At 44.3% G+C, this 14,179-nt stretch carries 13 protein-coding genes and 1 pseudogene; 6 read left to right on the top strand and 8 right to left on the bottom strand.

Annotation, left to right across the window (positions count from 1 at the left end):
* The first annotated feature begins 36 nt into the window (after positions 1-36).
* Positions 37-1,245: a DUF418 domain-containing protein gene (locus tag M1D65_RS19950; protein WP_187001987.1), complete on the top strand. Its 1,209-nt coding sequence runs from the start codon at positions 37-39 to the stop codon at positions 1,243-1,245.
* Between the two features lie 29 nt (positions 1,246-1,274).
* On the opposite strand, the gene M1D65_RS19945 is transcribed toward M1D65_RS19950, so the two are convergent.
* Positions 1,275-1,730 (bottom strand): RDD family protein, encoded by a 456-nt coding sequence (locus M1D65_RS19945; RefSeq protein ID WP_015250840.1) that lies wholly within the window; start codon positions 1,728-1,730, stop codon positions 1,275-1,277.
* Between the two features lie 254 nt (positions 1,731-1,984).
* On the opposite strand from M1D65_RS19945, the gene M1D65_RS19940 reads away from it, so the two are divergent.
* Together M1D65_RS19940 and M1D65_RS19935 are read left to right on the top strand one after the other, a co-directional pair.
* On the top strand, positions 1,985-2,410 hold the full coding sequence (locus tag M1D65_RS19940; RefSeq protein ID WP_021481044.1) for a DUF5391 family protein: 426 nt from the start codon (positions 1,985-1,987) through the stop codon (positions 2,408-2,410).
* 100 nt (positions 2,411-2,510) lie between these two features.
* Positions 2,511-3,743: an outer membrane protein assembly factor BamB family protein gene (locus tag M1D65_RS19935; RefSeq protein WP_042976896.1), complete on the top strand. Its 1,233-nt coding sequence runs from the start codon at positions 2,511-2,513 to the stop codon at positions 3,741-3,743.
* Between the two features lie 43 nt (positions 3,744-3,786).
* On the opposite strand, the pseudogene M1D65_RS19930 reads toward M1D65_RS19935, so the two are convergent.
* Together M1D65_RS19930 and M1D65_RS19925 are read right to left on the bottom strand one after the other, a co-directional pair.
* Positions 3,787-4,253, bottom strand: a pseudogene (locus M1D65_RS19930) (RDD family protein).
* Between the two features lie 187 nt (positions 4,254-4,440).
* Positions 4,441-5,772 (bottom strand): aldehyde dehydrogenase family protein, encoded by a 1,332-nt coding sequence (locus M1D65_RS19925; RefSeq protein WP_456270707.1) that lies wholly within the window; start codon positions 5,770-5,772, stop codon positions 4,441-4,443.
* Positions 5,773-5,914: 142 nt separating this feature from the next.
* On the opposite strand from M1D65_RS19925, the gene M1D65_RS19920 reads away from it, so the two are divergent.
* Positions 5,915-7,057: a TetR/AcrR family transcriptional regulator gene (locus tag M1D65_RS19920; protein WP_021481041.1), complete on the top strand. Its 1,143-nt coding sequence runs from the start codon at positions 5,915-5,917 to the stop codon at positions 7,055-7,057.
* Between the two features lie 29 nt (positions 7,058-7,086).
* On the opposite strand, the gene M1D65_RS19915 is transcribed toward M1D65_RS19920, so the two are convergent.
* Positions 7,087-7,908 (bottom strand): SDR family oxidoreductase, encoded by an 822-nt coding sequence (locus M1D65_RS19915; RefSeq protein WP_015385126.1) that lies wholly within the window; start codon positions 7,906-7,908, stop codon positions 7,087-7,089.
* Between the two features lie 115 nt (positions 7,909-8,023).
* On the opposite strand from M1D65_RS19915, the gene M1D65_RS19910 reads away from it, so the two are divergent.
* Both M1D65_RS19910 and htpG read left to right on the top strand, forming a co-directional pair.
* Positions 8,024-8,275, top strand: a complete 252-nt coding sequence (locus M1D65_RS19910) for a hypothetical protein (RefSeq protein WP_003244458.1) — start codon at positions 8,024-8,026, stop codon at positions 8,273-8,275.
* A 167-nt stretch (positions 8,276-8,442) separates the two neighbouring features.
* Complete coding sequence (htpG, locus tag M1D65_RS19905) at positions 8,443-10,323, top strand: molecular chaperone HtpG (RefSeq protein ID WP_021481039.1); 1,881 nt, start codon at positions 8,443-8,445, stop codon at positions 10,321-10,323.
* A 42-nt stretch (positions 10,324-10,365) separates the two neighbouring features.
* Here htpG and M1D65_RS19900 read toward each other — a convergent pair whose 3' ends face one another.
* The 4 genes from M1D65_RS19900 to M1D65_RS19885 all read right to left on the bottom strand — a co-directional run bounded on the left by M1D65_RS19900 (position 10,366) and on the right by M1D65_RS19885 (position 14,144).
* Positions 10,366-11,751 (bottom strand): sugar porter family MFS transporter, encoded by a 1,386-nt coding sequence (locus M1D65_RS19900; protein ID WP_064671725.1) that lies wholly within the window; start codon positions 11,749-11,751, stop codon positions 10,366-10,368.
* Between the two features lie 236 nt (positions 11,752-11,987).
* Complete coding sequence (locus tag M1D65_RS19895) at positions 11,988-12,296, bottom strand: YxcD family protein (RefSeq protein WP_003227046.1); 309 nt, start codon at positions 12,294-12,296, stop codon at positions 11,988-11,990.
* A 3-nt stretch (positions 12,297-12,299) separates the two neighbouring features.
* Entirely contained in the window at positions 12,300-12,950 is a 651-nt protein-coding gene (locus tag M1D65_RS19890) for a hypothetical protein (RefSeq protein WP_003244225.1), read from the bottom strand.
* Between the two features lie 261 nt (positions 12,951-13,211).
* Positions 13,212-14,144 (bottom strand): aldo/keto reductase, encoded by a 933-nt coding sequence (locus M1D65_RS19885; protein WP_003243075.1) that lies wholly within the window; start codon positions 14,142-14,144, stop codon positions 13,212-13,214.
* Positions 14,145-14,179: the final 35 nt, after the last annotated feature.

Here is a 14,179-nt window from a genome sequence, read left to right as displayed (position 1 = left end):
TACCCTTAAGGTACAGAAAAAAGGAGCGTGATGGCTATGTCTTCATTACAGCCGACTTTAACAAATGAGCGGATCGGTGTGCTTGATGTGCTGAGAGGAATGGCGATTTTCGGCATCTTATTTGTCAATCTGGCACATTTCAGTTATCCGGATATGTATTTGTCTATGCTTGGAAAAGAGAATTTTTTCATGGATAAGTGGTCTGAAGCTGATTTTGCCGCCGCAGACATACTGAAATTCTTCATTCAAACAAAATGTATTTTATTGTTTTCCTTTTTATTTGGATTTGGCATGGTTGTCATGATGGAGAGAGCAGAAAACAAAGGGAAACGGTTTGTTCCGTTATATGTGAGAAGGTTAATGGCGCTTCTCTTGTTTGGAACGATTCATGCCTTTTTGATATGGGACGGGGATATTTTAACAGAATATGCCCTGCTCGGTTTTGTCCTGCTCTTGTTTCGAAAAGCAAAGCCGAAAACACTGCTGATATGGGCGGTCTCTTTGTATCTTCTGTTTTCCATTCCGTTCATGTTGACAAGTTTTGATCAATCAAACGGACAGGAATGGGTACAAGCGGTAACACAGCAGGCAAAACAAGCGATTCATGTTTATGGAAGCGGCAGCCTGAGGGACATTGCAGAACAACGGATCCATGATCGTCTTGTTTACATGTCTTCGAATGGCATGCTTACGTATAATCCGCTCAACTTTTTCTTTGCATCCATTCCATATTTCAGCATGTTTTTGCTGGGAGCTGCGGCAGCAAAATCACGGTATTTGCATGAACCGGAAAAGCATCGCAAAGGATTAAAACGATTATGGATGGCTGGGCTTGTCATCGGCATCGGCGCCCATGTGCTGTACAGTGTAACGGAAAAGGAACTATTTCTGCTGATTGGCGCGCCTTTCCTCATGTTTTTCTATGTTACAACGGTTGTCTATCTTTATCATAAAACAATAGTGAGAACAGTGTTGCAATCATTCTCCGCTGTTGGGAGGATGGCATTTACCAATTATTTGATGCAGTCTATTGTGTGTACTTGGATTTTTTATCATTACGGCTTGGGCCTGTATGGAAAAGTGTACCCTGCTGCGGGCGTGCTCATTACAATTGCTGTTTGTGCCGTTCAAATGGTCTTCAGCCACCTTTGGCTTCGTGTCTTTCGGATGGGGCCGTTTGAGTGGCTGTGGAGAAGCGCTACGTATCTGTCGTGGCAGCCTATTGTAAAGAAAACAAAAGTCTAGATGCCTATTGGCGTCTAGACTTTTTTCTATTATTTATACACGACACGTGTTTTGCAAATGATGTCATGCAGGCCTTTTTTCTCTCCAAAGGCGATCATGATAAACCCGATATAAAAGATGATTCCAGATAAGATATAGGCAAAGTAACGGCCAATTCCCTGTCCGACAGAAACCCGTTCGCCTTGTTCATTGACCACTTTCAGGCCAAGAATTTTTTTGCCAAGTGTGCCTTGCATTTTAGAAGCTGTGAGCAGCCCGTAATATAATACGCTGATGACGATCATGATCAGCATAGTAGGCAAAAATGCAAGCGTCATGTATTTCACTAAATACTCTTCTTCCGTCATGTAAGGGTTTGTTGCCACAGCCCCAGCTACAAAAACAGAATTGATCACAAATAGAATAATATAACTAGGAACAGATACAATAATGCCATCAATAAAATAAGCTAAAAAACGAATCCAAAATCCTGCTGGTTTTTCCATGTATTTTTCTCTCTCCTCTGAATTAATCTGGAATAGTATACTTTGAAAAACAAGTACATGCAATATGGTATGGTGATAAAATCCTGATATTACAGAAAAATGAGTCTTTTATCCTTTGTTTTTTACTATATAAATATACTAGAAAGAAGCATAGCATTTGTGTATGCATTCTGGAATTTTTTAATAAATAATGAATTTTCTACACAGCTCTCTTATAATGAAAAGGTTAATATTTCTATCTAAGGAGGAGTTTGATGTCTAGAAAAAACAGCGTGGCGATCATGACAGCCATTTCTGCGTTTCTTTTTTGCGCTGTGATCGTGGCGGCTTCACTTTCGCCGCTGGCCGGAACGGGAGCGGCGGCCAATCAGTTTAATTCAGTTGGCATGTGGTCAGCTGTCGGTATGATCCTTGTATTGTATTTCATTCCATTTCTCGTTTATATGCTCGGAGTCGATGCAATGAGGTATGTCATGGCGGTGCTTTGCGGCTTCGGGCTTTTGATTCATTTGTCTTCGGCCGGTTTTATCTTGATGTTTAGTTTCTTTAGTGACCATCTGCTTTCTGAGGTGATCTTTGTTTTCGGAATTAGTCTCGCTGCGGCTGCTGTTAACGTCATTTGGTTTGTGTCTGCATTTCGGCCGGGTGCTGAAAAAACGTCTGCGCATACACTTACATAGTTTTCTAGTTTGTGATGGTTTTGTGAAATAGATTTATAAAATGGATGAATATGTTATGATGGTCACAAATTAGAAGTTACATATAATGGGGGTCTCAATGATGGTCAAGTCATTTCGTATGAAAGCTTTGATTGCGGGAGCTGCGGTGGCGGCGGCTGTTTCGGCCGGCGCTGTTTCTGATGTGCCCACTGCCAAAGTGCTTCAGCCGACAGCTGCTTATGCGGCGGAAACGGTGTTTTCTCAAAATAATGGAGCATCTGGCTTTTTGCCAGGAAGATATGATGTACAAGCGATGGCGCCTGCCATGTTTAACTGGTCACGCGAAAGCCGGTTCGCCGGAAATACAGACGGGACGCTGAAATGGCAAAACGACATCAGAACGACTCCGCAAAATGGAGCGGGGGCTGTGATTGACGGAGACGGCACAGTATATCTTCATTCCAGAGACGGGGAAATGAAAGCCTTTAATCCAGACGGCTCAGTCAAATGGGTGACTGGCAATCTTGGAAAAACATATACGCAATCTCCTGTACTTGGGACCAACGGCGTTATCTATTTGGCATCCTATGACAAAAAGATTTATTTTATTGACAAAGAAACGGGAGAAATTTTAACAACGGTTCCGTTAAGCGGCGGGCCAAGCTCTGAAACGGTGATCGGTTCAGACGGGACGTTGTATTTCTCAACACTTGATAATTATGTTCACGCGATCAAACCGACGTCAAAATCAACCTGGACAGAGCGCTGGAAGTTGAAAACAAATGGTGTCGTCAGCTCTGTGCCGGTGCTTGCCAAAAACGGCACCGTGTATGTCGGCACATATAATTACGTGTTTTATGCGATCAACTCCGGAACCGGACAGGTGAAATGGTCCAGAACGACGTCAAATGCGTTTAAAGGATATCCGGTGATTGATAAGGACGGAAACATTTATGCCGGCAACCAAGATGGACAGCTGTATGCCTATACATCAACAGGCAGTTTGAAATGGACATTCCCGTTAAACGGGTTCTCCAGCTCATCTCCTGCGATTGATCATAATGGCAATATCTACATCGGCTCAGGAAGCGGCGAGCTGTTTTCCATAAGCAAAAACGGGGATATGAACTGGTCATTCTATACAGACGGTCCTGTCAGAACGGCGCCGCTGATTGACGCGAAGGGAACGGTGTATTTCGGGTCGGATGATATGAAGGTTTATGCGGCAGACGCAAACGGCAATGAATTATGGAGCTATCAAACCGACAGCAACGTCGTGTCTTCTCCTCAGCTCGCTGAGGACGGAACGCTTTATATTGGAAGTTATACGAAGCTGATGGCTTTTGGGAAATAGTAAAACAGGCTGGCGAGGTTAACTCGGCAGCCTGTTTTTTTGATCAATCAAGATATTTATTTTTATAGACAACCTTTGTCCCGCAAATATAATCATGTAATGCCAGTTTAGAGGGAAAGGCCGCCATGATAAAACCGATATATAAGATCTTAGATAATGTGTAAGCGAAGAAACGGCCGAAGCTGTGCCAAAAAGAAATACGCTCGCTATACTGATTGACAACGATGATGCCCATGAGTTTTTTTCCCAATGTTGCTTGCATGTTTGAGGAAGTCAGCAAGCTATAGTAAAGAATAGCGAAAATAAATATGATGACCAAAACAGGGGTTGTGCCAATGATCAACATGAAAAACTCATATCGGGCTTCTGACATGTGTGTACCTGCTGCATCAATGAGTGGCAACACAATGAAGGTGTTAATAAAATCATAATGAAAGAGAATATAGCTATAATAAATACATCAATAATAGAGGCGGCTGCCCGAATCCAAAATCCAGCTGGTTTTTCCATGTATAATATTCTTTCCTTTGAAGTTTTCTGGGATATTATACGTTAGGGGCTGCAGGGTTTCAATGAGATAGACTAGAGGAATTTGGTCTCGTAGTAAAATGGTATTTTATCACTTTTAATCTCTTTATTTAGGTGATATAAAGATAAAAAAGAACCTGCAAGATGATGCAGATTCTCTTCATTACGATTAGGCCTGAAAAAAGACACCCTTCTCATGAGAAAACTCTTTGAATCCGTATACCCCATGATAGGAGCCGATTCCGCTTGTGTTGACACCGCCGAATGGCAGGTTGACGTCACTGAAATGGACGACGACATCATTGATGGCGGCATTTCCTGATGTCGTGTGCTGAAGGACGTTGTCAATCAGGTCTTGGTTTTTGCTGAACACATAAAGTGCAAGCGGTTTATCGCGGTCATTTACGTAATCGATGACCTCGTCGATGTCTTCATAGTTCATCATTGGCAGGATCGGTGCGAAGATTTCCTCCTGCATGATTTTCATGTCAGGCGTGACGTTTTTCAAAACGGTTGGCGAGATCGTGCGGTCGCTGGCATCGAATACGCCGCCGAACACCACTTCCGCCCCTTTTTCGATGGCATCGTCGAACAGATCTTTGACGCGGTTGAAGTTGCGGTCATTTACGATCTGCGTAAATTTGCTGCGGTCTGGGTTATGATCATCCTCCATAAATCCAGCGTTGACGACTGTTTGTAAAATCCCCGCGAACCGGTCCTGAACGTCTTTTTTAATGAACAGGTAATCAGGTGCGATGCAGGTTTGGCCGGCGTTTACGAATTTCCCGACGGCGATCTTTTTCGCTGCGTCCATCAGATCGTATTCACTGTCGATAATCGTCGGGCTCTTGCCGCCAAGCTCAAGTGTGACAGATGCCAAGTGTTTGGCAGCCGCTGTCATGACGATTTTCCCGACATTTGTGCTTCCAGTGAAGAAAATGTGGTCGAACGGCTGATCAAGTAGTTCGGTTGCCACCTCAACCTCTCCTTCAAAAATCGCGACTTCTTTTTCATCAAAAGCGTCTCTTATCACTTTAGCGGCAATGTTGCTCGTGTTCATCGTGAAATCGGACAGCTTCACAATCGCGCTGTTTCCGGCTGCGAGAGAAGCGGCAAGCGGCGCCATCGTCAGCATAAACGGATAGTTCCACGGGCCGAGGATGAGTGTGACGCCTTTAGGCTCGTACATAAGAATTCCGTTTGCGTCAGGGCTTAACGATGAACCGACTTCTTTAGGCGCCATCCATTGTTCCAGGTTATTCATATTATCTCTAATCGCTTTTTTTGTTCCTTCGATTTCCGCTTTTTTGACTTCGTGATATGGTTTGCGGACGTCTTTGCGGATCGCTTCGATGATTTCTTCTTCATGGGCGATGACGGAATCTAAAAAGCGTTGAAGCTTTTCTCTCCGCTGTTCCGCTGTTGAAGCGCGCAAGGCTTTTTGCTGTTTTTTCTGAAGCTGAAAGACACGCTGGATGTCGTCCTTTACTTGCTGTTCCATTGTAAAATCCCCCTCATTTGCTTTCTTCTTTTCTCGGACCTATTATAAGGTGGTACCTTTTCTGTAAGAAAGACAACGGTGAACCATCTATACGTTACCGTACATATATCGAAGATCTGTCTAATGATTGGGGGTGTCTTTTGTGCCGGAATCTGCCGAAGCTCAAGTGAAAGAGGCGTTGCTGGCCTTATTGAAAGATAGAGATATTCAACACATCACAATGAAAGAAATCGCTGAGAAGGCCAAAGTGAGCCGCGGATCGCTCTACCTTTATTATGAGGATAAGTTTTCAATCATTGAGGATTTAATCGAAGACATGAAGGAAGGGCTGGGCAAAGCGCTTTTTGACGCCTTCAGTCATATGGATACCCTTCATTTGAACAAAAAACGGCAAACGGTGCATCCGACGCTGTCCTTTGTTCATGAGCATCGATCCTTTTTTTCTGTGATGATGAACAGAGGGCATTTCCATCGTTTTTTTAGGGATGTGTTTCAGCAGGATGTTCTGCTGACTCCGGTCCATGTGAATTTGACGCCGATCGAACGGGAAATTTACGGACATTACCGGGCCTTGTACACGTACGCGATTATCCTGTATTGGCTGAATGAGGATGCGGCCGCGACTCCGGAAGCTATCAGCCAAAAGGTATGGGAGCTTGTTTCTCAAAAGAGATTTTATTGGCTGTTTGGACAAGCTGTGCCAGGAGAGCGAGAGAAGGACAAGCAAATCGACAGGCGTGTGGTTCGAACGAGAGAGGCGCTCCAGAAGGCATTTCTGGACGTGCTGGCGGAGAAAAAAGACTACGCAGCCATCACAATTTCGGATATTACCCGGAAAAGCAATATCCGCCGTGCAACCTTTTATGATCACTATGCCAATAAGGAGGAATTGCTCCAAACCATGATACAGCGATCATGTGCGGAGATCATTGATCACCTGACGATTGCCTCCAGCCCGAATGAATTTTCCTTAAAGGAAGCGGAGAAGGCGCTCGCCAGTCTGCTTTCTGCTTTGTCAAAGATGCCCATTGTCCATTTTCTCAATCGGGAATGGGGTGTTCCTCATGTGATACCTGATATGTTCAAAGCGCTGGAATCGTTTTATCTGCATCAGCAAACTGATATTCACGCAGAGAAAAAGCTTTATGCCCATTATGTATCCGCAATGATTATTGGGTTGCTTTTGTATCGGCTGGATGAAGGAAAGGCGCATCCGCCTGAAGTGCTGGCGAGGGAATTTTTGCAGTTTTTGGATGTGAAAAAGTATAAGGTTGTATTGCTTTGAAAGACAAAAAGAGAGGGACATCCCCTCTCTTATTTCGTTTCTTTCTTCCATTTCTCATCAATCAGCATTTTCCCTGGCCATGTGTATGCCATGATGCCGCCGTCTGCGGTGATGTCCTCTCCTGTGACGTATGAGCTGTCGTCTGACGCGAGGAACAGGGCCACTGTCGCCATTTCCTTCGGCTGGCCGAGGCGGCCGAGCGGCGTGACCCATTTGTTGGCTTCGCGGAATTTTTCACCCATTTCCTGTTCTTTGGTGCCTGCTAATTTGTCAATCAGCGGGGTTTCGATCGTACCCGGTGAAATGGAATTGACGCGGATGCCGTTCCGTGCGTAGTCGATCGCCATCGCTTTTGTCAGGTTGGTGATGCCGCCTTTTGCTGCGTTGTAGCCCGAGCGGTCAAGGTCCGCGGCACGGCCTGACATGGAGGAGGTGTTGATGATGGAGCCTCCATTTTCGAGCATGAGCGGAATCAGATATTTGCTGCAAAGGAATGTGCCGCGCAGGTCGACAGCGATAATGCGGTCAAACAGGTCAACCGGATATTCGTGCACCTTTCCGCCTTCCTGATCAACGCCGGCATTATTAAACAGAATATCAATCGTTCCGCATGCATCCTTGATTTGATCAGCAAATGCTTTCACACTGTTTTCATCTGACACATCGAGGTGAAAGGATTCGGCCTGTCCTCCGTTTTTTCTGATTGCGTCAACTGTTTCTTCCATTTGATCTTTATTGATATCTCCGATGATCACACGCGCGCCTTCATTGGCAAAAACCTCTGCCGTCGCTTGCCCAATGCCTGTCGCGGCGCCTGTGATCACTGCTGTTTTGTTTTCGAGTCTTCCCATGATACGAGACCTCCTTTTTCTATTTTCTTCCCGCTATATGCAGTGATAAACATGCGAGAAAAGAAAGGCCAGCATATGTTAAGATGAATTAGAAATTGTTGGGAGGTTTGTATGTTTGAAGGTACAGCATAAGAAGGAGCTCAAGTTTTATTGCATCGTGACCATTCCATCTGCATTTGTTGTGCTGACTGTCATCTCTTTTTTATTGCAAGAGATTACGTTTCCGGTGACTGCAAGCGCATTTCTGAATGCTTCATGGCATAATCTTTTGTTTTTGATACCGTTCGGTTTGTTTTTCTACCCGGTGCATATATGGATGAAGCGGGAGTTTGGCCGCTGGAATGACACAGAAAAAAAGAGAGGATGATGAAGCCTCTCTTTTTTATGAGAATGAGTGAGAAAAAGAGTGAAAACAAATCCAACTAATGTTAAATTTACATATATATGCATCTATCAATCTAATTGACAATTGTCATCTTATGTGATAAATAGATGCTGAAAAGGGTTTACATAATGGTAAAGGAGCGATCAAGAGTGGCGAAAAAAGAGTTTAAAGCAGAGTCTAAACGCTTGCTGGATATGATGATTAACTCCATTTATACCCAAAAAGAAATTTTCCTGCGCGAGTTAATCTCCAATTCGAGTGATGCGATTGACAAAATCTATTACAAAGCGCTTACGGACGATGCGCTTACGTTTGATAAAGACAGTTACTACATAAAGGTCGCAGCTGACAAAGATGCGAGAACATTAACCATCTCTGATACGGGGATCGGAATGACAAAGGATGAGCTTGAACAGCATCTTGGAACAATTGCAAAAAGCGGTTCCCTCGCGTTTAAAAAGGAAAACGAGCTGAAAGACGGACATGACATTATCGGGCAGTTCGGTGTCGGTTTTTACGCGGCATTTATGGTTGCCGATGTCGTGACAGTCATCAGTAAAGCGCTTGGCAGCGAAGAGGCTTATAAATGGGAGTCTGCGGGTGCAGACGGCTATACGATTGAGCCGTGTGAAAAGGATTCTGTCGGTACAGACATTATCCTGAAAATCAAAGAGAACACAGAAGATGATAGCTATGACGAGTTTTTAGAGGAATATCGTTTAAAAGCGATCATCAAGAAGTACTCCGACTTCATTCGCTACCCGATCAAAATGGATACAACCATTAATAAGCCGAAGGAAGGCAGCGAAAATGAATTTGAAGAGGTGCAGGAAGAGCAGACGGTCAACAGCATGGTGCCGATCTGGAGAAAAAACAAAAGCGAGCTGACAGATGAGGATTATGAAAAATTCTATGCTGAAAAGCATTACGGGTTTGATAAACCGCTGACACACGTTCATATTAGTGTGGATGGAGCCGTTCGCTACAACGCGATTCTATTCGTCCCTGAAAACATGCCGTTTGACTACTATTCCAAGGAATATGAGAAAGGCTTGGAGCTGTATTCCAATGGCGTGCTGATCATGAATAAGTGCGCAGACCTGCTACCGGACCACTTCAGCTTTGTGAAGGGCATGGTCGATTCTGAGGATCTGTCGCTGAATATTTCCAGAGAAATGCTGCAGCATGACCGCCAGCTGAAGCTGATCGCGAAAAACATCAGCAAGAAAATCAAAAGCGAGCTGCAAAGCCTGTTGAAAAAAGACCGCGAGAAATACGAGACGTTCTACAAGTCGTTCGGCAGACAGCTGAAATTCGGCGTGTACAATGATTTTGGCGCGAATAAGGATCAATTGAAGGATCTCCTATTATTCTACTCTTCAAAAGAGAAAAAACTGGTCAGCTTAGACGAGTATGTTTCCAGAATGCCAGAGGAGCAGAAATACATTTATTACGCGACCGGTGATTCTTACGACCGCATTGAGAAACTGCCGCAAACGGAAATGGTGGCGGACAAAGGCTATGAAATCCTCTACTTTACTGAGGACATCGATGAGTTTGCAATTAAAATGCTGGCTTCTTATCAGGAAAAAGAATTCAAGTCCGTATCAAGCGGAGACCTTGGCATAGACACGGATGAGGATCAAAAGCAGTCCGAGGAAGAGGAAAGCAAGTATAAGGATCTGTTTGAGGAAATGAAAAACATTCTGTCAGACAAAGTGAAAAACGTCAGAATCTCAAAACGGCTTAAATCACATCCAGTCTGCCTTGCTGCTGACGGCGAAGTGACAATTGAGATGGAAAAAATCTTAAACGCGATGCCTGACAGCCAAAATGTGAAGGCGGAAAAAGTGCTGGAAATCAACCCAAATCACGAGGTATTCCAAACGCTGCAGGACGCGTTTGAACAAGATAAAGAGAAGCTGAGCCTGTACACAAACCTTCTGTACAATCAGGCGCTTCTCATCGAAGGCCTGCCGATTCAGGACCCCGTGGAATTTACGAACAATATTTGCAAGGTCATGGTGTAAACAGAAAAAGGAATCGTCCCATAAGGAGACGATTCCTTTTTTTTATAATGTACGCTCATTCAGCATTTGGTTTTGGGTGCTTTTCTTCTTTTTAAACCGGTTTTTCAGGCTTGCTTCAATTTCCTCCAAGCTTCGCCCTTTGGTTTCCGGCACCATGTAGAAAGCGAAGAAAAATGAGAGAAGACAAATGACTGAGAAAACCATAAAGACCCATGCGATTCCCATTGCGCTTAGCATCAGCGGGAAGACGAGCGACACGATCAGGTTGGCTGCCGATAACACCAAAGTCGTGAACCCTGTCGCGGCACCGCGCGCTTTGGACGGGAAGAGCTCAGGCATGAGCACCCACACTACCGGACCCCATGTCGCCTGGTAAAAGACGATATAGACGCCGAGAAAGACTACTGTCATCCACGCTGTTGATGCGGAAAGCCCCAGTGTCAGGAGCACGCCTGATAAAGCAGCAAGGCTCAGTGTGATGCCGACACTTCCCCAGATCAGAAGTTTTTTGCGTCCGACACGGTCAATTAAGATCATGGCAGTGATACACATGATGACGTTAAGGACGCCGATTCCCATTGTGCCGAGCGCCGAAGCTGATGTGCCAAGACCGGCCTTCGTAAAAATGGTTGGCGCGTAGTAGATGACCGTGTTAATGCCGACCGCCTGCTGGAAAATGGCAAGGCCGACGCCAATCAGAAGCATGGGGCGAATCCATTTGGCTTTTAGGACGCTGAGTGTCGTTTCTTTTTTCTCTGCTTCTCCTTGCTTCATCTCTGCCAATTCCATTTCGATGTCTTTTGGATCATGAGTGATGTTCATGATTCGTCTCGCTTCTTCTTCACGGCCGCGCTTCACGAGCCATCTTGGCGATTCTGGCATGAACGCGATGCCGATTAATAAAAGCACGGCAGGCACTGCGGCCAGACCGACCATCCAGCGCCACGCTTCAAACGGTGTGAACAGATAGTTAACGATATAGGCGAGCAAAATCCCGGTGACAATCATTAAGTTGTTCATTGTGCCGAGTGTCCCGCGAATTTTCGTCGGTGCCATTTCGGAAAGATACACGGGCACAAGCGCCGTTGAACCGCCGACGGCCAATCCGAGAATCACCCTAGATGCAATCAGCATGCCGATTGTTTGAGAAAACGCGCAAGCGAGCGCACCGATAATAAAAATGATGGAAAGGACAAATACAACCTTTCTCCTGCCCCAGCGGTCTGAGCATGTGCCGCTCAAGGCAGAACCGAAAATCGCGCCAAGGAGCAGCATGCTGACAACCAATCCTTCTGTCAATGTCGTTAAAGGAATATCGTTATTGATAAACAGGAGTGCTCCTGAGATAACGCCTGTATCGTAACCATATAGCAGTCCCCCTAAAGCGCCGAAAAAGTAGATCATATATTTCCTTGTGTCTTTCTTCACAAATGTCTCCTCCTCAGTTGTTGAGCCAATGAGTATCTAAAATGTGTAACAAAGTTAATAGATTAGTACCCATTTCCTATCTCATTTGAAACATTTGTTTTGAAAAAACGGAAACGTTAAAGCCAAAAGAGATGATCACAGATCCGCTGAGTTTAGGAAAAACGAAATAACTTTATGCTCAGAGAAACCATTAAAAAAACCTTACCCGCGCGGAGTAAGGTTTGATTAAGACATTTTTATTCTTCTGCTTCGTTGACGAAAACCAAGGCGGAGAAGCCTTTTTTCTTATCAAATTGCAATTCAACGACGGTAACGTCCGGATTGAAGTTGTGGTATTCCTCTAAGAACTGAATAATGCCTTCTGAAATGTCATCTGACATAAGCTGCTTGTGGTGCAGGCCAAATGTGGCTTCAGCGAAGAACCCTGTACGCTTGTTATAAGATAGCTCCTTTACTTCAACGTCTTCAGGGTAGATATCTTCTTCATTGGAAATATACACGCAAATTCCGTCTACAATTTCTTGCTCATTTAATATTAATCTCATTGCCTAAAATCTCCTTCTGTACGTCTTCGGTGCTTTAAATGCGCGAATCAATGCGATGACAATGATTAAAATAATAATCAAAGCGATGATATCAACGATCCAGGCAATGGGTGAAGCGCCATAAGAAACATAACCGGGGCCTCCGACTGGATGATAGGTGTAACCCCATGGGTGCATCATGCTGATCATGAACATACCCATTGTAAATCCGCTATAATATCCAAACCATCCTGATGGCGCGAAACCTGCGTGATAGTAATGATTGACTGAAACATATCGTCCGCCAACATAGGCTTTAGACGTTTTTCCGCTGTATGTCTTTCCGGTTACTTTTGATGTAGCGCCGGAAAAGGTGCCTGACGATTTTTTAGAGCTTGAGGAACTTGCCTTTTCCGAAGGCTTCTTTTTAAGCGAAATCGATGATGATGAATCGTCAGACGTCTTGGATTTTTTGCTAGAAGAGCTTGATCCTGAGCTGTAGCTTGATTTCGGGCTTGATTTATAGCTTCCGCTGTATGACGAGCTTGAACTTCGGCTGCTGTAACTAGATGATGAGCGGCCGCTAAAGCTCTTTGCATGAGAAATCGTTGATGGCAGCAGTACACCTAAAGCAACGGTTACTGCAACTAAGGCTTTTACATATTTAAGTTTCATTCTGTTTCCTCCATAGACCATCGAAACGGTCCGCTATTCTGACCAGCAAATAAAAGAAGCTGGGTCAGCTTTATTTCATATGAGCTGGATGATATGAACGTTTCATACTTTTGCTTTCTCAATCACTTTCTTTCTGAGATAAACTACCTTTATTTTATCGGATTTATGGCTCATTTTGTAAGGTTTTGCTTCAAAATCAGTTATTTAGGAATTTATCGCACAAAAAAACAGCCTTCTCCATTGGAGAAGGCTGCTTTCTTCTTATGCGAACAGCTTATCAATAAATGAAATATCCTCTTGAGAAAGCGTCACGTCGGCTGTTTTGATGTTATCAATCAGCTGATCGGCACGTTTTGCTCCCGGGATTAAAATATCAATTTCCGGTCTTGCTAAATACCAGGCCAATACGATGTGAGGGATATCCACGTTGTGTTTTTCGGCAATCGGCGCAAGCTTGTTGACCTTTCTGATATTTTCTTTGAAACGCTCACCCTTGAAGTGTTCCTGTTCGTTTCGCAGGTCGCCTTCTGGGAACGTTGTATCTTCTGTATACTTTCCTGCCAATAAACCTGATACGAGCGGGAAGTAAGGGATAAATGAAATATTATGCTCCTTCGTATACGGGAAGAATGTTTTTTCCGCTTCACGGTTTAACAGGTTGTATTCGCCTTGCAATACATCTACCAAACCGTCTTTGTTTGCTTCTTTCAATTGCTCTAAAGAGAAGTTGGATACACCGATGGAACGGATTTTTCCGGCTTTCTTCATCTCATTCAGCGCGTTAACGGCTTCATCCTTAGGCGTATGTTCGTCAGGGAAGTGAATGTAGAACAAATCGATATAATCGGTATTCAAGCGCTTCAGGCTTTCATCAACTGATTTTTTAAGAAAATCTGGTGAATTATCAAAGACAAAGTCATTGCCTTGTTTTCTGTGAGCGGCTTTTGTCGCGATGACAACATCTTCACGGTTGAATTCACGCAGCACTTCACCAATTAATTCTTCGGAACGGCCGATCCCGTAAATGTAAGCGGTGTCTAACATTGTCACGCCATTACGGATCGCCTCGCGCACCAATTCTTTTCCGGTTTCTTCATTTAGGTTCGGGTAGAGGTTATGTCCTCCGACAGCATTTGTTCCTAATCCGATAGGGAATACCTGCAAGTCTGATTTTCCGAGCTTCGCTTTTTTCATGATCTGCCTCCTAGAATAAAATGGATGATAGACTC

It is taken from the genome of Bacillus sp. JZ39, assembly GCF_053903145.1.
This window is presented reverse-complemented; position numbering and strand designations above follow the sequence as displayed.